The sequence below is a fragment of the Arenimonas malthae CC-JY-1 genome (assembly GCF_000747075.1).
Classification (GTDB): Bacteria; Pseudomonadota; Gammaproteobacteria; order Xanthomonadales; family Xanthomonadaceae; genus Arenimonas; species Arenimonas malthae.
The window spans coordinates 1-23,002 of record NZ_AVCH01000152.1 but is presented as its reverse complement, the minus strand read 5'-3'; the positions used below and the strand labels follow the sequence as shown (position 1 = coordinate 23,002).

General features: G+C 70.5%; 19 protein-coding genes and 1 pseudogene. 7 read left to right on the top strand and 13 right to left on the bottom strand.

Annotated features, from left to right (window positions below; all coding sequences use genetic code 11):
• Position 1: 1 nt before the first annotated feature.
• The 11 genes from fabZ to rpsB form a co-directional block, all read right to left on the bottom strand.
• Entirely contained in the window at positions 2–466 is a 465-nt protein-coding gene (gene fabZ, locus N790_RS07395) for a 3-hydroxyacyl-ACP dehydratase FabZ (protein WP_043802670.1), read from the bottom strand.
• Between the two features lie 18 nt (positions 467–484).
• On the bottom strand, positions 485–1,507 hold the full coding sequence (gene lpxD, locus N790_RS07390) for a UDP-3-O-(3-hydroxymyristoyl)glucosamine N-acyltransferase (RefSeq protein ID WP_043802669.1): 1,023 nt from the start codon (positions 1,505–1,507) through the stop codon (positions 485–487).
• A gap of 10 nt (positions 1,508–1,517) precedes the next feature.
• Positions 1,518–4,019, bottom strand: a complete 2,502-nt coding sequence (gene bamA, locus N790_RS07385; RefSeq protein WP_043802697.1) for an outer membrane protein assembly factor BamA — start codon at positions 4,017–4,019, stop codon at positions 1,518–1,520.
• A gap of 49 nt (positions 4,020–4,068) precedes the next feature.
• Entirely contained in the window at positions 4,069–5,403 is a 1,335-nt protein-coding gene (gene rseP / locus N790_RS07380) for an RIP metalloprotease RseP (RefSeq protein ID WP_043802666.1), read from the bottom strand.
• The gene (locus N790_RS07375; protein ID WP_043802665.1) at positions 5,400–6,584 is read right to left on the bottom strand and encodes a 1-deoxy-D-xylulose-5-phosphate reductoisomerase; all 1,185 of its coding nucleotides are present in this window, start codon (positions 6,582–6,584) and stop codon (positions 5,400–5,402) included. The genes rseP and N790_RS07375 overlap by 4 nt, the downstream gene beginning before the upstream one ends.
• Positions 6,569–7,399 (bottom strand): phosphatidate cytidylyltransferase, encoded by an 831-nt coding sequence (locus tag N790_RS07370; RefSeq protein ID WP_043802663.1) that lies wholly within the window; start codon positions 7,397–7,399, stop codon positions 6,569–6,571. Before N790_RS07370 ends, N790_RS07375 begins: the two co-directional genes overlap by 16 nt.
• Positions 7,396–8,142, bottom strand: a complete 747-nt coding sequence (gene uppS / locus N790_RS07365) for a polyprenyl diphosphate synthase (RefSeq protein ID WP_043802661.1) — start codon at positions 8,140–8,142, stop codon at positions 7,396–7,398. The genes N790_RS07370 and uppS overlap by 4 nt, the downstream gene beginning before the upstream one ends.
• A gap of 14 nt (positions 8,143–8,156) precedes the next feature.
• Positions 8,157–8,714 (bottom strand): ribosome recycling factor, encoded by a 558-nt coding sequence (frr, locus tag N790_RS07360; RefSeq protein ID WP_043802658.1) that lies wholly within the window; start codon positions 8,712–8,714, stop codon positions 8,157–8,159.
• Positions 8,715–8,786: 72 nt separating this feature from the next.
• Complete coding sequence (gene pyrH, locus N790_RS07355; protein WP_043802657.1) at positions 8,787–9,512, bottom strand: UMP kinase; 726 nt, start codon at positions 9,510–9,512, stop codon at positions 8,787–8,789.
• Between the two features lie 130 nt (positions 9,513–9,642).
• On the bottom strand, positions 9,643–10,518 hold the full coding sequence (tsf, locus tag N790_RS07350) for a translation elongation factor Ts (protein ID WP_043802655.1): 876 nt from the start codon (positions 10,516–10,518) through the stop codon (positions 9,643–9,645).
• Between the two features lie 100 nt (positions 10,519–10,618).
• Positions 10,619–11,458, bottom strand: a complete 840-nt coding sequence (gene rpsB, locus N790_RS07345) for a 30S ribosomal protein S2 (protein WP_052385774.1) — start codon at positions 11,456–11,458, stop codon at positions 10,619–10,621.
• A 255-nt stretch (positions 11,459–11,713) separates the two neighbouring features.
• On the opposite strand from rpsB, the gene map reads away from it, so the two are divergent.
• From map to dapE, 6 genes and pseudogenes are all read left to right on the top strand, one after another.
• On the top strand, positions 11,714–12,490 hold the full coding sequence (map, locus tag N790_RS07340) for a type I methionyl aminopeptidase (RefSeq protein WP_043802654.1): 777 nt from the start codon (positions 11,714–11,716) through the stop codon (positions 12,488–12,490).
• A gap of 13 nt (positions 12,491–12,503) precedes the next feature.
• On the top strand, positions 12,504–15,131 hold the full coding sequence (gene glnD / locus N790_RS07335; protein WP_245593757.1) for a [protein-PII] uridylyltransferase: 2,628 nt from the start codon (positions 12,504–12,506) through the stop codon (positions 15,129–15,131).
• A gap of 37 nt (positions 15,132–15,168) precedes the next feature.
• Positions 15,169–15,981: pseudogene (dapD, locus tag N790_RS07330) on the top strand (2,3,4,5-tetrahydropyridine-2,6-dicarboxylate N-succinyltransferase); the annotation flags it as partial.
• 31 nt (positions 15,982–16,012) lie between these two features.
• Positions 16,013–17,977, top strand: a complete 1,965-nt coding sequence (locus N790_RS07325; protein WP_084062758.1) for an alpha/beta hydrolase family protein — start codon at positions 16,013–16,015, stop codon at positions 17,975–17,977.
• Positions 17,978–17,990: 13 nt separating this feature from the next.
• Positions 17,991–18,350 carry a Spx/MgsR family RNA polymerase-binding regulatory protein gene (locus N790_RS07320; RefSeq protein ID WP_043802651.1) on the top strand — a complete coding sequence of 120 codons (360 nt, stop codon included), beginning with the start codon at positions 17,991–17,993 and terminating at the stop codon, positions 18,348–18,350.
• The gene (gene dapE / locus N790_RS07315) at positions 18,347–19,477 is read left to right on the top strand and encodes a succinyl-diaminopimelate desuccinylase (protein ID WP_043802649.1); all 1,131 of its coding nucleotides are present in this window, start codon (positions 18,347–18,349) and stop codon (positions 19,475–19,477) included. Before N790_RS07320 ends, dapE begins: the two co-directional genes overlap by 4 nt.
• Positions 19,478–19,504: 27 nt before the next feature.
• Here the strand turns inward: dapE and N790_RS07310 are convergent, their stop codons facing one another.
• Positions 19,505–19,936, bottom strand: coding sequence for a hypothetical protein (locus tag N790_RS07310; RefSeq protein ID WP_052385772.1), 432 nt, complete (start codon positions 19,934–19,936; stop codon positions 19,505–19,507).
• Positions 19,937–20,093: 157 nt separating this feature from the next.
• Positions 20,094–22,478, bottom strand: a complete 2,385-nt coding sequence (locus N790_RS07305) for a penicillin acylase family protein (protein WP_043802648.1) — start codon at positions 22,476–22,478, stop codon at positions 20,094–20,096.
• A gap of 188 nt (positions 22,479–22,666) precedes the next feature.
• On the opposite strand from N790_RS07305, the gene N790_RS07300 reads away from it, so the two are divergent.
• Positions 22,667–23,002, top strand: a 336-nt coding sequence (locus tag N790_RS07300) for an ATP-binding cassette domain-containing protein (protein ID WP_156969988.1), incomplete at its 3' end; no start/stop codon positions are given.

Genomic DNA, 23,002 nt, shown 5'->3' with positions numbered 1-23,002 from the left:
GTCACTCCTTCCCCTCGGCGCAGAGGATCTCGGCGCTGGCGACGTCCTTGCCGTCCACCCGCGCCACGCACTCGTACAGCGCCATGTTGCGGATGGTGCGCTTGAGCACCACCTCGATGTCGAGCTGGTCGCCCGGCACCACCATGCGGTTGAAGCGGGCGTTGTCGACCTTCACCAGGTAGAACAGCTTGCCTTCGCCGCCGCTGCCCTTGGGCTGCGAGAGCTGGGTGAGCAGCCCGCCGGCCTGGGCCATGGCTTCGATCACCAGCACGCCGGGCATCACCGGGCGGCCGGGGAAGTGGCCCTGGAAGAAGGGCTCGTTGAAGGTGACGTTCTTGAGCGCGCGGATGCGCTGGTGCGGTTCGAGCTCGACCACGCGGTCGACCAGCAGGAACGGATAGCGGTGGGGAAGCAGGTGCAGGATGCAGGCGACATCCACGGGCATCTTGATGGCGTCTTCGCTCATCCTGGGGGTCCTTGAACTTCAATCCTTGGGCTGGGGGCCCATTCTACGCGCCAGCTGGTCCAATTGCCGGAAACGGGCCGCGTTGCGGCGCCAGCTGCGGCTGTCCTGCACGGCCATGCCTGAGGAGTATTCGCCCGGCTCGGTGATCGAGGCCGTCACCAGGCTCATGGCGGTGATGGTGACCTTGTCGCAGACCTCGAGGTGGCCGGTGATGCCGACGCCGCCGCCGACCAGGCAGTAGCGGCCGATCCGGGCCGAGCCGGCCACGGCCACGCAGCCGGCCATGGCGGTGTGGGCGCCGATGCGCACGTTGTGGCCGACCTGGATCTGGTTGTCGAGGCGAACGTCTTCCTCGAGCACGGTGTCCTCGAGGGCGCCGCGGTCGATGGTGGTGTTGGCGCCGATCTCGCAGTCGTCGCCGACCACCACGCCGCCCAGCTGCGGCACCTTGATCCAGCGGCCGGCGTCCATGGCCAGGCCGAAGCCCTCGGCGCCGAGCACCGCACCCGGATGGATGCGCACCCGCGCGCCCAGCCGCACCCGCGTCACCAGCGTCACGCGCGCCAGCAGCTGGCAGCCCGGGCCGACCACGTTGCCTTCGCCGAGGATGCAGCCCGGGCCGATGACGGCGCCGGCGCCAACCTGGCAGCGCGCGCCGACCACGGCCAGTGGGCCGATTTCCGCGCTGGGATGCACCACGGCATCGGCCGCGACGACCGCCGAGGGATGGATGCCGGGCACCGGCGCCGGGCTGGATTCGAACAGCGCCGCGATCTTCGCGAAGGCCACGTAGGGCGAGCGGGCCACCAGGCAGGGCACCGGGCAGTCCGCGGCGTCCCCCTCCGACAGCACCACCGCCGCGGCGGCCGTTCCGGCCAGGTCGCGGCGGTAGCGCGGGTTGGCCAGGAAGGACAGCTGGCCCTCGCCGGCGCCGGCGAGGGTCGCCACTCCGCGGATGCGGGTGGCGCCGTCGCCGCGAAGCTCCAGGCCGAAGCGTTCCGCCAGTTCGGCCAGGGTCGGTGCCGGGGCCTGCGCCGACATCGCGGTGGCCTTAGAAGCTGCCGCCGAAGGTGAACTGCAGGCGTTCGATCTGGTCCGAGCGCTCGCGCTGGATCGGCAGGGCGTAGCTGATCTGGATCGGGCCCATCGGCGACTGCCACTGCAGCGCCACGCCGGTGGAGATGCGCAGCGTCTTGGCTTCCCAGTCGTCGAAGCCGTTGTACACGTTGCCGTAGTCGACGAAGGCCGACAGGCGCGTGCCCTTGCCGTCGAACAGGGTCGGGAAATAGAACTCCACGGTGCCGGCGGTCTTGAGCGAGCCGCCGATCGGCTGGCGGTAGCCGTCCGGGGTGAACTGGTAGGTCGGGCCGACGGTGTTGACCTCGAAGCCGCGGATCGAGTTCGGGCCGCCCGCGTAGTAATTGCGGAAGAACGGCAGGCCGCAATTGGTGCTGGTGGTGATGATGTCGCCCTCGTTGTCGAACGAGGGGCAGGTGTTGCCGCCGGTGTCGCCGTAGCTGTCGCCGTAGCCGAGCTCGGCGCCGATCTTCATCACCATCCAGCGGGTGAGCGGGACGTAGTGTTCGAAGTTGTAGCCGAGCTTGTAGTACTCGAGGTCGCTGCCCGGAAGCACGAACTCGCCGCTGATGCGGTGGTAGGTGCCGCGGGTCGGCAGCAGGTAGTCGTTGCGGGAATCACGCACCCAGCCGGTCTGCAGGCGCCAGGCGTTGATGTTCCACTTGCGCGAGCCGCCGGACTGCAGCGGGTCGGTGGTGGTCGGGTCGCTGTCGTCGTTCTCCGGCGGCGTCTCGGGCTTGTTGTCGTCGTCGATGTGGAACTGCGGGAAGCGCTGGCGGTCGCCCAGGGTGCTGACCAGGTACTGGATCAGCGGTTCCGGCGTGAAGCCGTCCTGGGTGGTGATCTGGTTGCGGTCGATGCCCAGCGAGAACTGGACCGAGTCGGTTTCCGTCAGCGGCAGGCCGACCAGGACTTCGGCCGCGGACACGGCGTTGTTGTACTGGGCCAGGTTGGCGTCCTGGCGCGAGTAGCTGTAGTCGCTGTGGCTGAGGTTGTAGCCGACGCTGACGCCGCTGTCGGTGAAGTAGGGGTCGGTGAAGCCGAGCGAGTACTGCTTGGAGTACGAGTTGTTCTGCACGGCCACCGAGACGCGGTTGCCGGTGCCCAGGAAGTTGTTCTGCACCAGCTGCAGGCTGGTGATCAGGCCGTAGGTCTGCTGGTAGCCCAGGCCGAAGGTGAACTGGCCCGAGTTGCGCTCCTTGACGTTGACCACGACGTCCACCTGGTCGGGCGCGCCGGCGACCTCGGGGGTCTCGATGTCGACTTCCTCGAAGAAGCCCAGGCGCTGCAGGCGGACCTTGGAGCGGTCCACCGCGGCCTGCGAGAACCAGGCGCCCTCGAACTGGCGCATCTCGCGTCGCAGCACCTCGTCGGCGGTGCCGGTGTTGCCCTTGAACACGATGCGGCGGACCTGCACGCGCGGGCCCGGCTCGACGAAGAAGTTCAGGCCGACCACGCGCTTCTCGCGGTCGATGTCCGGGATCGGGTTCACCTGGGCGAAGGCGTAGCCGATGTTGCCCAGCACCGCGATCATGGCGTCGGTGGTGAGCTCGATGCGGGCGCGCGAGAAGGTGCCGCCCTCGGCCACCATCAGCAGCTTCTCCAGCTCCTCGACCGGCAGGATGGTGTCGCCGCTGACCTTCACGTCGCCGATGGTGTAGACCTCGCCCTCGGCGATGTTGGCGGTGACGAAGATGTCGCGCTTGTTCGGGCTGATCGCGACCTGGGTGGATTCGACGTTGAAGTCGACGTAGCCGCGGTCGAGGTAGTAGTTGTTGAGCTTCTCGAGGTCGCCCGAGAGCTTTTCGCGCGAGTACTGGTCGTCGCGGCGGTACCAGGACAGCCAGTTGCTGGTGTTCGACTCCCAGCCGGCGCGCAGGTCTTCCTCGATGTAGGTCTCGTTGCCGACGATGTTGATGTCGCGGATTCGGGCGGCCTTGCCCTCGGCGATGATGATGTTGACGTCGACGCGGTTGCGGTCGAGGTTCGAGATCGTCGGCTGGATCGAGACGTTGTACTTGCCGCGGTTGTTGTACTGGCGGATCAGTTCCTGGGTGACGCGGTCGAGGTTGAGCGGGTTGAAGGTCTCGCCCTCGGCCAGGCCGATGCTGCGCAGGCCGCCCAGCAGGTCCTCGGACTTGATGTCCTTGTTGCCGGTCAGGGTGATGGTGTTGATGGCGGGGCGCTCGGCCACCACCACCACCAGGATGTCGCCCTGGCGCTCGAGCCTGACGTCGCTGAAGAAGCCGGTGCGGAACAGCGCGCGGATGGCTTCGCTGGAACGGCCGCGGTCGAGCAGGTCGCCGCGCTCCACGGGCAGGTAGGTGAAGACCGTGCCGGCCGAGATGCGCTGCAGGCCCTCGACGCGGATGTCGGCGACCTGGAATGCCTCGAAGTTCTGGGCGTGGGCGGGGCCGGCGAGGGCGGCGGCGAGCGCGATGCTCAGGAGGCAGCGGCGGACAGTGGGTCGCGTCATCATCAATCCGTGGAAGGCGGGCGGGGAACGGCCGCGCAAAGGGTGGAGGTCAGGAGCCGAGGCGGAGAATGTCGTTGTAGAAGGCCAGTCCCATCAGGCCGGCCAGCAGGGCCAGGCCGATGTACTGGCCCGCCGCGAGACCACGTTCGCCGACCGGGCTGCCCTTGACCAATTCGATAAGGTAATACAGCAGGTGCCCCCCATCCAAGACAGGGATGGGCAGCAGGTTCATGATGAAAAGGCTCAGCGAGAGCACGGCGAGGAAGTTGAGGAACCACGCCGGGCCCAGGCTGGCGCTGCCGTTGGCGACGCGGGCGATGGTGATCGGGCCCGAGATGTTCTTCAGCGAAGCCTGGCCGGTGACCATGCGCCAGAGCATGCCGACCACGTCGGAGGTCATCTGGCGGGTTTCGGCCAGGGCCGCCGGGACCGCCTGCAGCGGGCCGAAGCGCAGCAGGGCGTCTTCGGCCGGCGCGGCCGCCAGGATGCCCAGCTGCCACACCCGCTGGCCATCGCGCTCGGCCTGGCGCGGGGCCACGGCCACGGTGGTTTCGCCGCCGGCGCGTTCGACGCGGATGGCCAGTTCGCCGTCCGGGCGGGCGAGGCGCTGGAGCAGGGGGCCGATTTCGTCGTAGTTGCGCACCGGCTCGCCGTCGATGGACAGCAGGCGGTCGCCGGCCTGCAGCCGGCCTTCGGCGGCCGAGCCGGGGGCGACGCTGCCCACCACCGGCGGCCAGGACGGACGCAGGCCCAGGTCGGTGAAGGGGCGCTCCTCGCTAACCTGCAGGCCCGGGCGGTCCAGGGGCAGGATGCGCACGCGCTCCTCGCCTTCGGCCGTGCGCACCCGCACCGGGGTGGATTCGCGGTCGATGGCGGCCGTGGCCAGGGCGATGCCGGCTTCGGTCCAGGTGCGGGTGGGGCGGCCGGCCACGTCCAGCAGGCGGTCGCCCGGCTGGAAACCGGCCTCGGCGGCGATGCCCTCGGCGCGGCCGATGTCGGGCTGGAAGTCGGGCTTGCCGATCACGAACATCAGCCAGAGCAGGCCGATGCACAGCAGCAGGTTGGCCAGCGGGCCGGCGGCGACGATGGCGATGCGCTGCCAGACCGTCTTGGCGTTGAAGCTCTCGTGGCGCTCGTGCGGGGCCACTTCGACCTCGCGCTCGTCGAGCATCTTCACGTAGCCGCCCAGCGGCAGCATGGCCACCACGTATTCGGTGCCGTCCTTGCCCACGCGCTTCCACAGCGGGCGGCCGAAGCCGACCGAAAAGCGCAGCACGCGCACGCCGCAGCGCCGGGCCACCCAGTAGTGGCCGAATTCATGGAAGGTGACCAGGATGCCCAGGCTCACGATGAGCCACCACACCGAGCCGAAGAATTCCGTCATGGGCGCCGCATCCTCGCGATCAGGTCACCGGCCAGGCGCCGGGCCTCGGCGTCGGTTTCCAACAGCTGCTCCAGGGAATCGGCCGGGCCGCCCGGGTGGGCGTCGAGGCAGGCCTGGATCAGGTCCGGAATGCCAAGGAAGCCCAGTTTGCCCTGAAGGAAGGCTGAAACGGCCACTTCGTTGGCGGCGTTGAGCACGGCGGGCGCGGCGCCGCCGGCCTCGAGCACGCGGTAGGCCAGGCCCAGGCAGGGGAAGGCGTCGAGGTCGGGCTTCTCGAAATCGAAGCGGGCGAGCGCGGCCAGGTCCAGCGGCGCCACGCCCGAATCGATGCGTTCGGGCCAGGCCAGGCCGTAGGCCAGGGCGGTGCGCATGTCGGGGTTGCCCAGCTGGGCCAGCACCGAGCCGTCCACGTAGTCCACCAGCGAATGGATGACGCTTTGTGGGTGCACCACCACCTCGATCTGGCTGGCAGGCAGGCCAAACAGATGCCGGGCTTCGATGACCTCCAGGCCCTTGTTCATCAGGGTGGCGGAATCGACCGAGATCTTGCGGCCCATCGACCAGTTCGGGTGGGCGCAGGCCTGGTCCGGGGTGACATTGGCCAGGTCGGCCCGGCGGCGGCCGCGGAAGGGGCCGCCCGAAGCGGTCAGCAGCAGGCGGCGCACGCCCTGGCGGCCGCCGTCGGCCGGCAGGCACTGATAGATGGCGTTGTGTTCGCTGTCCACCGGCAGGATGGTGGCGCCGCCTGCGCGCGCGGCCTGCAGCAGCAGGTCGCCGGCCAGCACCACCGATTCCTTGTTCGCCAGCAGCAGGCGCTTGCCCGCGCGGGCGGCGGCCAGGGTGGAGGCGACCCCGGCGGCGCCGACGATGGCAGCCACAACGGTGTCGTTGGCCGGGTCGGCGGCCACTTCCTCCAGCGCCGCCGCGCCGGCCAGGGCGCGGGTGCCCAGGCCCAGGGCGGCCAGGCCGTCGCGCAGGGCGGGCCAGGCGGTTTCGTCGGCTACCACGGCGGCGTCGGGGCGGAAGCGGGCGCAGAGCTTGAGCAGCTCGTCCACGCGGCCGTTGGCGCTGAGCGCGCCGATGCGGAAGCGGTCCGGGTGCCGGGCCACCACGTCCAGGGTGGAGCCGCCGATCGAACCGGTGGCTCCCAGCAGCGCGATGGTTTTCAGAGGCCCAGCCATGCCTTGGCCACCACGAATACCGGCAGCGCGGCGAGGATGCTGTCGAGCCGGTCCATCAGGCCGCCGTGGCCGGGGAACAGGGCGCCGGAATCCTTCACGCCCGAATGCCGCTTCATCAGGCTCTCGAACAGGTCGCCCACCACCGAGATGCCGGCCACCAGCAGGGTGGCCAGCAGCAGCGCCGGCAGCGCGGTCCAGTCCAGGCCCAGCAGCGGGAAGCCGAGCACGGCCAGCAGGGCGGTGGCGGCCAGGCCGCCGTACACGCCTTCCCAGGTCTTGCCGGGGCTGATCGACGGCGCCAGCTTGCGCTTGCCGAACTTCGAACCGGCGAAATAGGCGCCGCTGTCGGCGATCCACACCACCAGCAGGGCATAGAGCGTCCAGCGCGGGCCCAGCGGGTCTTCGGCATGCAGCCAGCCCAGCGCGCACCAGGCCGGCACGACGCCCAGGGTGCCGGCCATCAGCTTCAGGGCGCGGTTGGCGGACGTGTCGTCGCTGGCGAAGGCCGGGCGCGCCAGCCACAGCGGCACCGCGGCCACCCACCAGAGCACGCCCACCAGGCTCAGCAGCTTGAGCGTGAACAGGCTGGGGCCGCCGCCCCAGATGAGCGCGGCCATCAGCAGCGCGTTGGCGGTGAGGAAGGCGGCGCGCGGCAGGCGGTCGTGGATGCCGGCGAAGGCGGTCCATTCCCACAGGCCGGCCAACAGAACCAGGGCCAGGGCCGCGGCCAGCCAGGGCGTGGGCAGGAACAGCACCGCCAGCACCGGCAGCGGCGCCAGGAACAGGGCGGTGGTGATGCGCTGGCGCCGGCTCACGTCGCGCCCCCGGCCACCTGGGCGCTGGTGAGGCCGAAGCGGCGCTCGCGGTCGGCGAAGGCGGCCAGGGCGGCGTCCAGGACCTCGTCGCTGAGGTCGGGCCAGAGCGTTTCGGTGAACCAGAGCTCGGTGTAGGCCAGCTGCCAGAGCAGGAAGTTGCTGATGCGCAGGTCGCCGCCGGTGCGGATGAACAGGTCCGGCGCGGGCAGCCCGGCCAGGCCGATGCGGCTATCGAGCAGGGTTTCGGTGATGTCTTCAGGCGACAGGCGCCCGGCCGCCACGTCGGCGGCCAGGCTGCGGCAGGCCTGGGTGATGTCCCAGCGGCCGCCATAACCGGCGGCGATGGTCAGCACGAGCTTCTGGTCGGCCGGGCGCAGGGCTTCGGCCTGGGCCATGCGCTCGCGGATCGCCTCGGGGAAGCCGGTGCGGTCGCCGATGAAGGCCACCCGCACGCCGCGGCGGTTGAGTTCGCCGACTTCGCTGTCGAGCATGCGCAGGAACAGCTTCATCAGCGCGCCGACTTCTTCCTCGGGCCGGTTCCAGTTCTCGCTGGAGAAGGCGAACAGCGTGAGCGCCTCGATGCCGCGCGAGAGGCAGAAGTCGACGCAGACCTGCACGGCCTTGGCGCCGGCGCGGTGGCCGAGCGTGCGCGGGCGGTTGCGGCGCTGCGCCCAGCGCCCGTTGCCGTCCATGATGACGGCCAGGTGTCGGGGCAGGCGGCTTTGCGGGGGCGCGGCGGTCATCGGGGCGGCCTGGCTCAAACCGCCATCAACTCCTGCTCCTTGGCCTTCACCACCTCGTCCACGTCCTTGACGTGCTTGTCGGTGAGCTTCTGGATTTCTTCCTCGGTGCGACGGGCGTCGTCCTCGGTGACCTGCTTTTCCTTGAGCATTTCCTTGACGTGCTGGATCGCGTCGCGGCGCACGTTGCGGATGGCGACCTTGGCGTTCTCGCCCTCGGCGTGCACGTGCTTGGAGAGCTCCTTGCGGCGCTCCTCGGTCAGCGGCGGCAGGTTGATGCGGATGACCGTGCCGGCGGTGTTCGGGGTCAGGCCCAGGTCGGAGGCGAGGATGGCCTTCTCGACCGGACCCACCATGCCCTTTTCCCAGGGCGTGATGGTGAGCGAGCGGGCATCGGCGACCGACACGGTGGCGACCTGCGTCAGCGGCATGTCGGAGCCGTAGTAGTTCACCTTCAGGTGGTCCACGAGGGCGGTGGTGGCGCGGCCCGTGCGCAGCTTGGTCAGGTCGTGGCGGAAGGCCTCCACGGACTTGGTCATGCGGGTCTGGGCGTCTTTCTTGATGTCGTTGAGCATCGCGGGCTCCGCGTGTGTCGGGCTGGGTTCCGGGGCAGGCCCGGGATTATAGGCGTTGGGCCGGGGAGGCGCTCAGCCGGCGTCGACGAGGGTGCCGAGCGGCTCGCCGCGCAGGATCCGCATCAGCGCGCCGGCCTGCATCATGTCGTAGATGCGCAGCGGCACCTTGTTGTCGCGGCACAGCGCGAAGGCGGCGGTGTCCATCACCTGCAGGTTGCGGGCGATGACGTCGTCGTAGGTGAGGCGGTCGTAGCGCCTGGCGCCGGGGTTCTTCTTCGGGTCGGCGTCGTAGATGCCGTCGACCTTGGTGGCCTTGAGCAGCAGGTCGGCGCCGACTTCGCTGGCGCGCAGCGCGGCCGCCGAGTCGGTGGTGAAGAAGGGGTTGCCGGTGCCGGCGGCGAACAGGGCGATGCGGCCCTTTTCCATGTGCCGGATGGCGCGGCGGCGGATGTAGTCCTCGCACACCTCGTTGATCTTGATCGCGCTCATCACCCGGGCGAAGCCGCCGGCCTTCTCCAGCGCGTCGGCCATGGCCAGGGCGTTGATGACGGTGGCCAGCATGCCCATGTGGTCGCCGGTGACCCGGTCCATTCCGGCCGCGGCCAGGCCGGCGCCGCGGAAGATGTTGCCGCCGCCGATCACCAGGCCGATCTCGGCGCCGGCGCGCTGGGCCTCGACGATCTCGGCGGCCAGGGCCTGGATGACCTTCGGGTCGATGCCGTAGTCCTCGTTGCCCATCAGGGCTTCGCCGGAGAGCTTGAGCAGGATGCGGCGGTACTTCAGGGGCTGGGCGCTCATGGTCTCTCCGGTGGCAGGGCAAACAGCGGGATTCTAGCCGATCGGCGCGCGGCCGGCGGCGGCGCAAGAAAAAACCCGCGGTCGCCCGCGGGTTTCTCCATGCCGGGTTGGCGCCGGGCGGGGTGGTCGGTCAGACCGCCATCGCCTTGGCCACTTCCGCGGCGTAGTCCTCGACCACCTTCTCGATGCCCTCGCCAACGGCCAGGCGCTGGAACTGCACCACGTCGGCGCCGGCGGCCTTCACGGCCTGCTCGACCGACTGGTCGGTGTTGAGCACGTACGGCTGGCCGTACAGGGTGACCTCGTTGACGATCTTGGCGACCTTGCCGCTGATGATCTTCTCGAGGATCTCGGCCGGCTTGGCCTTGTCCTTCTCGGACATCTTGGCCAGCTCGATTTCCTTTTCCTTGGCCAGGAACTCGGCCGGCACGTCGGCGGCCTTGTTGTACGGCGGGTTCATCGCGGCCACGTGCATGGCGATGCCACGGGCCAGCTCGACGTCGCCGCCCTTGAGCTCGACCAGCACGCCGATGCGGCCGCCGTGGATGTAGGCGGCGACGTGGTTGGCGCTGTCGACCTTGGCCATGCGGCGCACCTGCACGTTCTCGCCGACCTTGGCGATGACGGCGGCGCGGGCTTCCTCGACGGTCTCGCCCGACGGCAGCTTGGCGGCCTTTAGGGCGTCGATGTCGGCGGCGCCGGAGGCCAGGGCGGCCTGGGCGACGGCGGTGGCGAAGGAGACGAAGTTGTCGTCCTTGGCCACGAAGTCGGTCTCGGAGTTGATCTCGACCAGCACGGCCTTGCCACCCTCGCTGGCGGCCACGATGCGGCCCTCGGCGGCGACGCGGTCGGCCTTCTTGTCGGCCTTGGCCAGGCCCTGCTTGCGCAGCCACTCGGCGGCGGCGTCGATGTCGCCCTTGTTCTCGGTGAGCGCCTTCTTGCACTCCATCATGCCGGCGCCGGTGCGCTCGCGCAGGTCTTTCACGAGGGAAGCCGTGATTTCCATGGGTATCTCCAACTGGATTGATTGGGCGCGCCGGCGGGCCGGCACGCACGAAAGGGGAGCCGCGGCGCAGCTTGGCGCCGCGGCATGACGCGGATGTTGCTTAGCGCTTGTCGCCGGCCGGGCGGCGCGGGGCGCGCTTGGCGTCGTCGCGCGGGGCGCGCGGGCCACGCGGGGCGGCCTTCTTTTCTTCCTTGGCGACCGGGTTGCCTTCGGCGTCGAGCTCGACGAAGTCGTCGGCGGCCACGTGGGCCTGCGGCGAGGCGGCCTTGCCCTCGAGCACGGCGTCGGCGGCGGCGCGCACGTACAGCTGCACGGCGCGGATGGCGTCGTCGTTGCCCGGGATGGCGTAGTCCACCAGGTTCGGGTCGTAGTTGGTGTCGACCACGGCGATCACCGGGATGCCGAGCTTCTTGGCTTCCTGCACGGCGATGTTCTCGTGGCCGATGTCGATCACGAACAGGGCGTCCGGCAGGCGGTTCATTTCCTTGATGCCGCCCAGCGAGGCTTCCAGCTTGTCACGCTCGCGGCGCAGGGTGAGCACCTCGTGCTTGACCAGCTTCTCGAAGGTGCCGTCGGTCTCGGCGGCCTCGAGCTCCTTGAGGCGGGCGACCGACTTCTTCACGGTGGCGAAGTTGGTCAGGGTGCCGCCCAGCCAGCGCATGCTCATGTACGGCATGCCGCAGCGGATGGCTTCTTCCTTGATCGACTCGCGGGCCGAGCGCTTGGTGCCGACGAACAGCACGGTGCCGCGCTTCTGGGCGATGGCCGAGATGAAGTTCATCGCGTCCTGGAACAGCGGCAGGGTCTTTTCCAGGTTGATGATGTGGATCTTGCCGCGGGCGCCGAAGATGTACGGGCCCATCTTGGGGTTCCAGTAGCGGGTCTGGTGGCCGAAGTGCACGCCGGCTTCCAGCATCTGGCGCATGGTGACCTGGGACATTCCTGTATTCCTTTCACGACAGGGAGCCGGCCGCGCTCTGGCGGCTTCGAAGCTCCGGGGTTGGGCCTCCACCAGGCTGCCGTCTCGAACCCTGGAACCGTGGTTCCGGGGCACCCCGGGACGGGGGATGGCCTGGTGTGTGTATTCGCCGGTGACGCCCGGCGTGGGCGGCCGAAGCCCGGTGGACCGGGGTTTCGAGCCGCGGGAGTATAGCCCGCTGGCCCAATTGGCCGCAACTGAGGGATAATCGGGCCCATGCACATCACCCTGAAGAGTCCCGAGGACATCGAGCGCATGCGCGTGGCCGGCCGCCTGGCCGCCGAGGTGCTGCAGGTCGTCGCCCCCCACGTCAAGCCGGGCGTGACCACGGCCGAGCTCGACCGGATCTGCCACGACCACATCGTCAACGTGCAGGGGGCCATCCCGGCCAACGTCGGCTACAAGGGCTTCCCGGCCACGGTCTGCACCTCGGTCAACAACGTCATCTGCCACGGCATCCCCAGCGACGCCAAGGTGCTCAAGGACGGCGACATCATCAACATCGACGTCACCGTCATCAAGGACGGCTGGCACGGCGACACCAGCCGCATGTACTTCGTGGGCGAGCCGAGCGTGAAGGCCCGGCGCCTGGTGGAAGTGACCCGCGAGGCCATGTTCCGCGGCATCCGCGCCGTGCGCCCGGGCGCCACCCTGGGCGACATCGGCCACGCCATCCAGAAGTACGCCGAGGGCGAGCGCTTCTCGGTGGTGCGCGAGTACTGCGGCCACGGCATCGGCCGGATCTACCACGAGGAGCCGCAGGTGCTGCACTACGGCCAGCCGCAGACCGGCGTGGTGCTGCAGAAGGGCATGACCTTCACGATCGAGCCGATGATCAACGAGGGCGCCCGCCACACCAAGCTGCTGGGCGACGGCTGGACCGTGGTCACCCGCGACAAGTCGCTGTCGGCGCAGTGGGAGCACACGGTGGCGGTGACCGACGACGGCGTCGAGATCCTGACCCGCCTGCCCGGCGACGACAACGAGCTGTGACCGGGGCCGGCCGGTGAGCGCCGCCCCGACCCCGCCCGAACTGACCCTTGCGGCCCGCCTGGCCTCGGCCGCGGACGATGCCGCCTGGCGCGAGGCCGCCAAGGCCGGCCTGGTCGCGAACCGGGCCGCGCTGGGCCAGCGCTTCGAGGCCGGCGAGGCCATCGACCGGCTGATTTCCCGCTGCTGCGAGGCCGCCGACGACGTCGTGCGCTCGGCCTGGGCCCGCTGCCTGCCCGCCGGCGCCGGGCTCGACCTGCTGGCCACCGGCGGCTATGGCCGCGGCGAACTCTACCCGCAGTCCGACCTCGACCTGCTGGTGCTGGGCGAACCCGGCCTCCAGAAGGCCCATGAGGCCGCCATCGGCCACTTCTTCTCCCTGCTCTGGGACGCCGGCCTGCACACCAGCCAGGCGGTGCGCTCGCTGGCCCAGTGCGTGGAGGCCGCGGCCGGCGACATCACCGTGCTCACCGCGCTGATGGAATGCCGCGTCCTCGCCGGCGACCCGGCGGCCCCGGCGGCCCTGGCCACCGCGCTGGCGCCGCCGGCGCTGTGGCCGCCGGCCGCCTATTTCGAAGCCAAGCGCGCGGAACAGCGCCAGCGCCACGCCCGCTTCCACGACACCGCCCACAACCTCGAACCCAGCATCAAGGAAGGCCCGGGCGGCCTGCGCGACCTGCAGACGGTGACCTGGATGGGCATGCGCCTGTACGGCGTGCCCGGCCTGCGCGCCCTGGTGCCGCTGGGCCTGCTGGGCGAAGACGAATGCGCCAGCCTCGAGCGCGAATGGCGCGTGCTGGCGCGCCTGCGCTTCGGCCTGCACCTGCTGGCGCGCCGGCGCGAGGAGCGCCTGGGCTTCGACTACCAGAAGAACCTGGCCACCATGCTGGGCCTGAAGGACGAGCGCCGCGACAACCTGGCGGTCGAGCAGATGATGCAGGGCTTCTTCCGCAGCGCCGCCACGGTGATGCGCATCAACGACCGGCTGCTGCAGCGCTTCGAGGAGCAACTGTCGGGCCGCGAGGCGCCGGTGCCGGCGGGCGAGGGCTACGAACTGCGGCACGGCTACCTGGCCATGGTCGGGCCGGGCCGCCTGCGCGAGGGCCTGGGCCCGGTACTCGAGCTGCTGGCCACCTGGGACGCGCTGCCCGACGTGCGCGGCCTGCATTCGGAAACCGCGCGCGCGCTGGGCGAATCGCTGGGTGCCATCCGGCCCTACCCGGAACAGCCGCCGGCGCTGCGGCAACGCTTCATGGAGCTGCTGCAGTCGCCGCTGGCCGTGGCCACGCTCACCCGCATGGCCCGGCTGGGCGTGCTGGCGCGCTACCTGCCGGCCTTCGGCAAGGTGTCCGGGCGCATGCAGTACGACCTGTTCCATGTCTACACCGTGGACCAGCACACGCTCACCGTGCTGGCGCACATGGACGGTTTCGCGCGCCGCGCCGACGAGCGTTTCGCGATCGCCCACGAAGTGCAGCCGCGCCTGCGCAAGCCGCACCTGCTTCTGCTCGCGGGCCTGTTCCACGACATCGCCAAGGGCCGCGGCGGCGACCATTCGGAGCTCGGCGCAGTGGACGCGCGCGAGTTCGCGGCGGCGCACGCGCTGCCCCAGGCCGACACCGACCTGCTGGCCTGGCTGGTCGAGCAGCACCTGCTGATGTCGGTCACCGCCCAGCGCCAGGACATTTCCGACCCGGAAGTGGTGGCGCGCTTCGCCAACAAGGTGGCCGACCGCGAGCACCTCGACTACCTGTACCTGCTGACCTGCGCCGACATCGCCGGCACCAGCCCCAAGCTGTGGAACGCCTGGAAGGACCGGCTGCTGGCCGACCTGTACGCCGCCACCCGCTTCGCCCTGCGCCGCGGCCTGGAAAACCCCGTGCACGCCACCGAGATCATGGCCGAGACCCGCGCCGTGGCCATGGAGCGCCTGCTCGGCGAAGGCCTGGACGAGGCCGCGGTCCGGCGCATCTGGGCCGCCTACCCGGACGTGGGTTTCCTGCGCTACCGGCCCGAGCAGATCGCCTGGCAGACGCGCGGCATCGCCGAATCGGGCGGCGCGGAAACGCTGGTGATGGTGCGCCCGCACCTGCAGGACGGCGGGCTGGAAGTGTTCGTGCGCACGCCCGACCGCGACGGACTGTTCGCGGCGCTGGTGGCCACCTTCGACCGCCTGGGCCTGAACGTGCTCGAGGCGCGCGTGCTCAATTCCAGCGACGGCCACGCGCTCGACAACTTCCAGCTGATCGCGCCCCAGGGCCACGCGCCCGAACCCGCGGCGGTGGAAGCGGCGCTGAAGGCGGCGCTGCGCGACCCGGCCAAGGTGCGCCCGCCGCGCCGCGCGGCACCGCGCCAGCTGCGCCACTTCCGGGTGCCGGCGCGGGTGGATTTCGACCTGTCGGCCGACGGCCGCCGCACGCGCATGAGCCTGGTCTGCACCGACCAGCCCGGCCTGCTGGCGGGCGTGGCCCAGGTGCTGCGCAGGTTCCGCCTGCGCGTGCACGACGCCCGCATCGCCACCTTCGGCGAGAAGGTGGAGGACTTTTTCCTGCTCACCGACGAGCGCGACCAGCCGGTCGGCGACCAGGCCCTTTTGGACGAACTGCGCGCGGCCATCGTGGCCGCCGTGGATGGAGAACACTGAGATGGCAAGAAAGAAGGCAAGCACCGAGCAGCTGCAGGCGATCATCGAGGACGCGTTCGAACGCCGCGCCACGCTCACCGCCGCCGAGATCGACGGCTCCACCCGCCCGGCGGTGGAAGAGGCCATCGCCCTGCTGGAATCCGGCAAGGCGCGCGTGGCCGCGCCCAGCGGCGGCAAGTGGGAAGTGAACGAATGGCTCAAGAAGGCCGTGCTGCTCTACTTCCGCGTCAACGACATGCAGATGATGGAAGGCTTCCCGGCGCCTTACTGGGACAAGGTGCGCCTGCGCTTCGACAACTTCGACGAAGGCGACTTCCGCGACCTCGGCGCCCGCGTGGTGCCGGGCGCGATCGTGCGTTCGGGCGCCCACATCGGCAAGGACGTGGTGCTGATGCCCAGCTTCGTGAACATCGGCGCCTACGTCGGCGCCGGCACCATGGTCGACACCTGGGCCACCGTGGGCAGCTGCGCCCAGGTGGGCAAGCACTGCCACATCTCGGGCGGCGCCGGCATCGGCGGCGTGCTCGAGCCGCTGCAGGCCAGCCCCACCATCATCGAGGACGGCTGCTTCATCGGCGCCCGGGCCGAGGTGGTGGAAGGCGTGGTGGTGGAAAAGGGCAGCGTGATCGGCATGGGAGTTTTTCTCAGCCAATCCACCCGCATCTACAACAGAATGACCGGCGAGGTCACCTACGGGCGGGTTCCCGCGGGTAGCGTCGTGGTGTCGGGCTCGTTGCCCTCGTCGGATGGCCGGTATTCGCTGTACTGCGCCGTCATCGTCAAGCAGGTCGATGCCAGGACCCGCGCGAAGACGTCCGTCAACGAACTGCTGCGCGGCGCCGTGGAGTGACCCCACCCCTGGCCAACCCGGAGTAGTCCCCATGCCGAAGCTGTCCCACGTCGCCGCCGGGCTGCTGTGCGCAGCCTCGCTGGCGGGAGCCCCCGCGTCCGCGCAGGTGGATGTCTCCACCTTCACCAAGCCCGACAGCTTCACCGACATCGAAATCTCGCCCACCGGCGAGTTCTACGCCGCCACCGTGCCGCTGGGCGACCGCACCGGCCTGGTGGTGCTGCGGCGCGCCGACAACGCGGTGACCGCGCGCTTCGCCCTGGGCAAGGACACCCACATCGACGACTTCGAGTGGGTTGCCGACGACCGCCTGCTGCTGGGCATGGCCGAAGCCTTCGGCTCCGACGACGAGCCCAGCCCCACCGGCGAAATCTACGTGGTGGACGCGGACGGCAAGAACATCAAGAACCTGGTGGGCTTCCGGGTCGAGGGCAACGGCGCCGGCACCCGCATCCAGGGCCGCACGCAGGAAGACGTCGCCGCCTACCTTATCGACACGCTGCCCGACGACCCGAACACCGTGCTGATCGAGGTCTGGCCTTTCCACGACGACCCTTACACCCGCGTCGAAACCCTGGACGTGCGCACCGGCCGGCGTCGCCCGGTCACCCGCGCGCCGGTGCAGCGCGCCGAGTTCACGGTGGACCATGCCCGGCAGGTGCGCTTCGCCCGCGGCATCGGCGCCGACAACGCCAGCATGCTCTACCACCGCAGTGGCGACGATGCCGAATGGCAGCTGGTGAACGACCAGTCCAAGACCGGCCGGGTGGAACACCCCATCGGCTTCGCCGCCGACAACCGCACCGCCTACCTGCTGGTGGAAGACCGCCAGGGCACCGACAAGGTCGTCGCCTTCGACACCCAGTCGGGTGGCCGCCGCCCGCTGCTGCAGCACGAGAAGGTCGACCCGTTCACCATCCTCTACACGCTCGGCGAACAGGACATCCCCGTGGGCGCCCAGTTCATCGGCGACAAGGTCGAGCAGCAGTTCTTCGACGACGCCTCGGCCGAGGCCCGCCTGTACAAGATGCTCCAGGCTGCCTTCGCCGGCCAGGCGGTGTACGTCACTTCCACCACGCGGGACGGCAAGCTGGCTTTGGTGCAGGTGACCAGCGGCACCAACCCGGGCGATTTCTACCTGTTCGACGTGGCCACGAAGAAGGCCGGTTACCTGCTGAGCCGGCGCGAGTGGATCGACCCGGAGCAGATGGGCGAAGTGCGCCCGGTCAGCTTCAAGGCCCGCGACGGCCTGCCGCTGCACGGTTACCTGACCCTGCCGCCCGGTTCGGACGGCAAGGACCTGCCGCTGGTCGTGAACCCGCATGGCGGCCCCTTCGGCGTATTCGACACCCCGCACTTCGACGAGGAAGCGCAGATGCTCGCCCGGGCCGGTTATGCCGTGCTGAAGGTGAACTTCCGCGGCTCGGGCAACTACGGCCGCGCCTTCCACGAGGCGGGTGCGAAGCAGTGGGGCAAGGCCATGCAGGACGACCTGACCGACGCCACCCGCTGGGCGGCGGAGCAGGGCATCGCCGACCCGAAGCGCATCTGCCTCTACGGCGGCAGCTACGGCGCCTATGCCTCGCTGATGGGCGTTGCGCGCGAACCGGACCTCTACCGCTGCGCGGTGGGCTACGTGGGCGTCTACGACCTGGACATGATGGTGCGCGAGGACAGCGGCGACAGCCGCGCCGGCTCGGTGTTCGCCCGCCAGTGGGTGGGCGAGGCCGGCAGCCTGGCCGACGTCTCCCCCAACCGCCTGGCCGACCGCATCACGGTGCCGGTGTTCCTGGCGGCCGGCGGCGAGGACCGCGTGGCCCCGGTGGCGCACACCAAGCGCATGGAAAAGGCCCTGCGCAAGGCCGGCGTGCCGGTCGAGACCCTGTATTACCCGAACGAGGGCCACGGTTTCTACACCGAGGAGCATCGCGCCGAGTACTACGGCAAACTGTTGGCCTTCCTGGCCCGTCATATCGGCGGTGCCGCCCCGAAATGACGGAGTTCCCCGGATGGTGACGGTCTACGGCCTCGACAACTGCGACACCTGCAAGAAGGCGCGCAACTGGCTCAGGCGCTTCGAGGTCGCGCACGAATTCGTGGACTACCGCGCCCGGCGCGTGCCGGCCGAAACGCTCAGGGCCTGGGCCGGCCAGCTGGGCGGCTGGGACAAGCTCGTCAACAAGGCCTCCACCACCTGGCGCCAGTTGCCCGAGGGCCGCAAGTCGCCGGGCAGCGACCCGGAGTGGACCCTGCTGCTGAAGGAATACCCGGCGCTGGTGAAGCGCCCGGTGGTGGTGACGGCCGACGGCGTGGTCACCGTGGGATTCACCGACAATGCCTTCAAGGCGCGGTTCGGGGTGGGCAAGTGAGCGAGGTGCTGGCCCTGGCCCGCGAGCTCATCGCGCGCCCCTCGGTGACGCCCGACGATGCCGGCTGCCAGGCGCTGGTGGGCGAACGCCTGCGTCGTGCCGGCTTCACGGTGCAACAGATCGATTTCGGCGACGTGCGCAACCTCTGGGCCACGCATGGCAGCGGCGGCGAGGTGCTGTGTTTCCTGGGCCACACCGACGTGGTGCCGCCCGGCCCGCGCGACGCCTGGGACAGCGATCCGTTCGTGCCGACCGAACGCGAGGGCTACCTCTACGGCCGCGGCGCCGCCGACATGAAGGGCAGCGTGGCGGCCTTCGTGCTGGCCGCGGAAGACTTCGTCGCGGCGTACCCGGGGCACCCGGGCACGCTGGCCCTGCTGCTCACCTCGGACGAGGAAGGCGACGCCATCGACGGCGTGCGCAAGGTGGCCGAACACTTCAAGGCCAGCGGCCAGCCGATCCACTACTGCATCACCGGCGAGCCTTCGTCGAAGGAAACGCTGGGCGACCTGCTGCGCGTCGGCCGCCGCGGCACGCTTTCCGGCGTGCTCACCGTGAAGGGCATCCAGGGCCACGTGGCTTATCCGGAAAAGGCCCGCAACCCCATCCACCAGGCCATGCCGGCGCTGGCCGAGCTGTGCGCGCGGCGCTGGGACGAGGGTTACCCCGAGTTCCCGCCCTCGAGTTTCCAGGTCTCGAACATCCACGCCGGCACCGGCGCCAACAACGTCATCCCGGGCCACTGCGAGGTGGTGTTCAACTTCCGCTTCAACCCGGGCTGGCAGGCGGCGCAGCTGGAGGCCGAGGTCGAGGCCGTGCTGGCCCGCCATGGCCTGGAATACGAACTGCTGTGGCACCGCGGCGGCGAACCCTTCCTCACCGGCGAAGGCCGGCTGCGCGCCGCCGCGCGCGCGGTGCTGCGCGAGCAGCTGGGCGTGGTGCCCGAGGAAAACACCGGTGGCGGCACCTCGGATGCCCGTTTCATCGCGCCTCTCGGCGCCGAGGTGGTGGAGCTGGGGCCCATCAACGCCAGCATCCACAAGGTCAACGAACGCGTCGCCATTGATGAGCTCGCGCGCCTCCCCGCGCTTTACCGAGCCATCGCCGAGCGCCTGCTTCTCGCCTGAGCCTCCCGCTTCCTCCCCGGTGTCCGGTTATGCCGCGGCCTTGAACCAGGCCGATTCGGTGGTGGTGAGCGGCCGCGCGTCGCGCAGCTCGCGCAGGATGCCCAGCACCTCGCGGTGCACGGCCTGCAGGCCGGCCTCGGGCGACTGCCGCGTCTCGTGGTAGACCACCGCCAGCCACAGCGCGATCGAACGCTGGCGCAGGAGGATCGAGCGGTCGCGCACGCGGCTGGCTGCCACCGCCGCCACCGGGCTCCAGGGCCGGTACATCACCGGGTCGCTGTCGCCATGCAGGTGGGGAAGGGGCAGCACCGCGGCGGCCTGTATCTCGGCCAGGGTCTGGTCCACGACGAGCTTGCGTTGCGCGCCATCGAGCGCGTGCACGGCCTTGCGAACGGCCGCGGCCTGCTTGTGCAGGGTGTGCCGGCGCCAATGCACCAGCAGCGTGATCAACATGTCCATCCAACCTACCTCGCCGAAGTGGAAACCCGGGTGGTAGATCGCTCCCCCTGACGGCGATCCCTCCGTCCTCTGCCCGGCGGAGCGCACCGGGCAGTGATCCGTTTATGGCGCAAATCGTGACGGCTGTCAGGTTCCTGGTTTGGAAATGTGAGGTGGTTCACATTTCCGGGCGCAGGGCCAGCACGTGCCGGGTTTCGCCGGGCAGGAAAGCCGTGGCTTCGCCCTGCACCCAGGCGGCGTGGCCGGCACCCCAGAACGGCGACATCGGGTGGCCGCTCTGGCCGCCGGGCATGTGCGCGAAACCCTCGGCCTCGCGGCCCGGCGACACCACCATGCGCTGGCTGGCACCGAACTCCGGGCCCTGCACCAGGGGCATGTTGCCGTCGCCGCGCAGCGGTTCGGCCGGCATGCACAGCGGGCCACGCAGGGGGCCGGGCAGGGCGCCCGCCAGCGGGTGGCAGATGCGCGCGGTGTTGCGCTCGCCCCAGGTGCGTTCGGCCAGCGGACCGCTGGCTTCGAGCTGGCCGCGGATGTCGCGGGCGGCGTCGGCCAGCAGCGCGTCCCAGGTTTCGAACTTGCGCGGCAGCAGATGGTCCGGGCGTTGTTCCAGCAGTGGCCAGGCGACGGCTTCCATCTGCGGCAGGTCGGGCATGACGAAGGCCTTGCCCAGCGCCGCCTGCGCCGGCGCGGTCAGGCCGTTCTGGATGCGTTCGATGACGGCCAGGCGCCAGGCGCGCACGATGCGGTAGGCGGCGGAATCGACGCTGGCATGGCCGGTCCACTCGGTGCTGGCGGCGGCCAGGGCCTGCAGGTCGGCGTCGCCGCTGCGCTTGGCTTCGGCCTGGAGCTTTTCGTGCCAGCGCGCTAGGAAAAGCGCGCGGTCGTCGAGCTGCACGGCCAGCAGGTCGCGTTCTTCCAGCACCGGCTTGGCGCGCAGCGCGTCGCGGATCTGCCGGGCGCGGGCGCCATTGGCATAACCGGCATCGCCCACAAGGGCCAGCGCGGCGCCGTCCACCACGCGGGCGTTGGCGGTCCAGAGCACGCCGTCGGCGGGGTCCACGACACTGGGATTTTCGGTGGACGGCAGCCAGCCGCTCCAGCGGCAGGCCTGCTCCGGCCGCAGCGGGGCGGTGGGCTCGCAGTCGCCATCGCGCTGCGGCATCTGCGCGGTGAGCCGCCAGGCGATGCGGCCGTGGCGGTCGGCCATCATCAGGTTCTGCGCCGGGATGCCGGCGGTGTCGGCGGCGGCCAGGCCTTCGTCGAGGTTGCCGGCGTGGGCCAGGTCGGCCAGGCCGAAGTTGAGCGAACCGGGCAGCTGCGCGGTCCAGCGCAGGGCCAGCGCGCTGCCGTCGTCGAGGTCCACGGTGATGGGGCCCCAGCGCGTCTCGCGCACCTTCAGCTCCACCGGCTCGCCGCCTTTCACCGAAATCCATTCGCTGTCCACGCGCAGCGCGGCTTCGCCCCCGGGTACGCGGTACTTGAGCTTGTCGGCGTCGGTGAACTCCACGCGGTAGAAATCCAGCCAGTCGCCGTAGCTGTTGGTGAAGCCCCAGGCCACGTGGCCGTTGCTGCCGACGATGACCGCCGGGATGCCGGGCAGGGTGAAGCCGCTGACGTCCACCTGGCCGCCGGGCGCGCGCGCGTCGGCGTATTTCAGGCGGGCGCGGAACCAGAGGTTCGGCGCGCGCAGGCCCAGGTGCATGTCGTTGGCGACGATGGCGCGGCCGTCGGCGGTGCGCTGGCCGGACACGGCGAAGTTGTTGCTGCCGGGCGCCGCGGGTTCGGACACGTCGTAGTCGCCGTTCGGCGCAGGCACGGGCAGCTGGCGCAGGTCCAGTTCGTCCGGGCCGGGCAGCACGGCATTGCCGCGCGCTTCGCCCAGCAGCGGCGCGTCCCACTCGCTGCCGTCCACCGACAGCAGCGCATGCAGCGGCGCCGGCACCACTTCACGGATGCGCCACAGCGCCAGCTCGCGCGAGTTCGATTCGTCCTGCAGGTCGAAGAACATGGCGTAGCCGGCCAGTGCGGTGTCTTCCAGCGTCCACGGCTGCGGTTCGGTGCGCAGCAGCAGGTAGGGCCAGGGCGTGGCCCCGAGCGCCACCACGCCGGCGTTGACGCCGTCGCGGTAGGCCTCGAGCACCGGCAGGCGGTCGCCGGCGACGCTGGCGTAGCTTTCGGCCAGCCGGGCGCGCAGGCGGTGCACGCGGATTTCCTTGTCGCGTTCGATGGCGATGGGGCCGAACAGCGCCGACAGTTCGCCGGCCGCCGAGCGGCGCAGCAGGTCCATTTCGAAGTAGCGCTCCTGCGCGTGCACGAAGCCGAGCGCACGGGCCGCGTCGGCTTCGTTGGCGGCTTCGATGGTGGCGATGCCGAGCGCGTCGCGGCTCACCGTCACCGGCGCCGACAGGCCGGGCAGGGCCAGTTCGCCCTCGATCGCCGGCAGGCTGCCGCGCACCATCCACAAGGCCCAGAACGCCGCCAGCACCCCCGCGATGACCAGCACAGCCAGCAGGCGGGTGGCGACACGAACGGCCTTGCGCATGGATCGGCTCCGGGGCGGGTACGGGAAGCCCCAAGGATGTCCGAACCGGCGCCGCGCCGCCACGGTGTGGCAGAATGCCGCCGTTCCCACCCCCGTGAGTGCCATGCGCCAGCACGCCTGAAATCGCGACCGCCCGGTCCCCGCACCGGCCCCCGACTTCAACCGCCGCACCCCGGCGGAGGCCTGCCATGACGACACCCACCTTCCGCGACCTCGTGTTGCGCGCGCCCGACGGGCGCACCCTGCTGGAAAGCGCCAGCGATTCCCTGGAACCCGGTTTCACCGGCCTGGTCGGCGCCAACGGCGCCGGCAAGAGCACCTTGCTGCACACCCTGGCCGGCCTGCTGCCACCGGCTTCCGGCGTGGTGTGCGGCGGCCGCGTGCAGCTGCTGGCGCCACAGGGCCCTCGGCAGGCCCTGGCCGCCGCGCTGGCCACGCTGCCCGAGCTGCTGCACGCCGCGCCGTCTTCCACCCGCCGCGAAGTGGCGCGCCTGCTGCCGCGCCAGGCCGACGCCGCGTTGGCC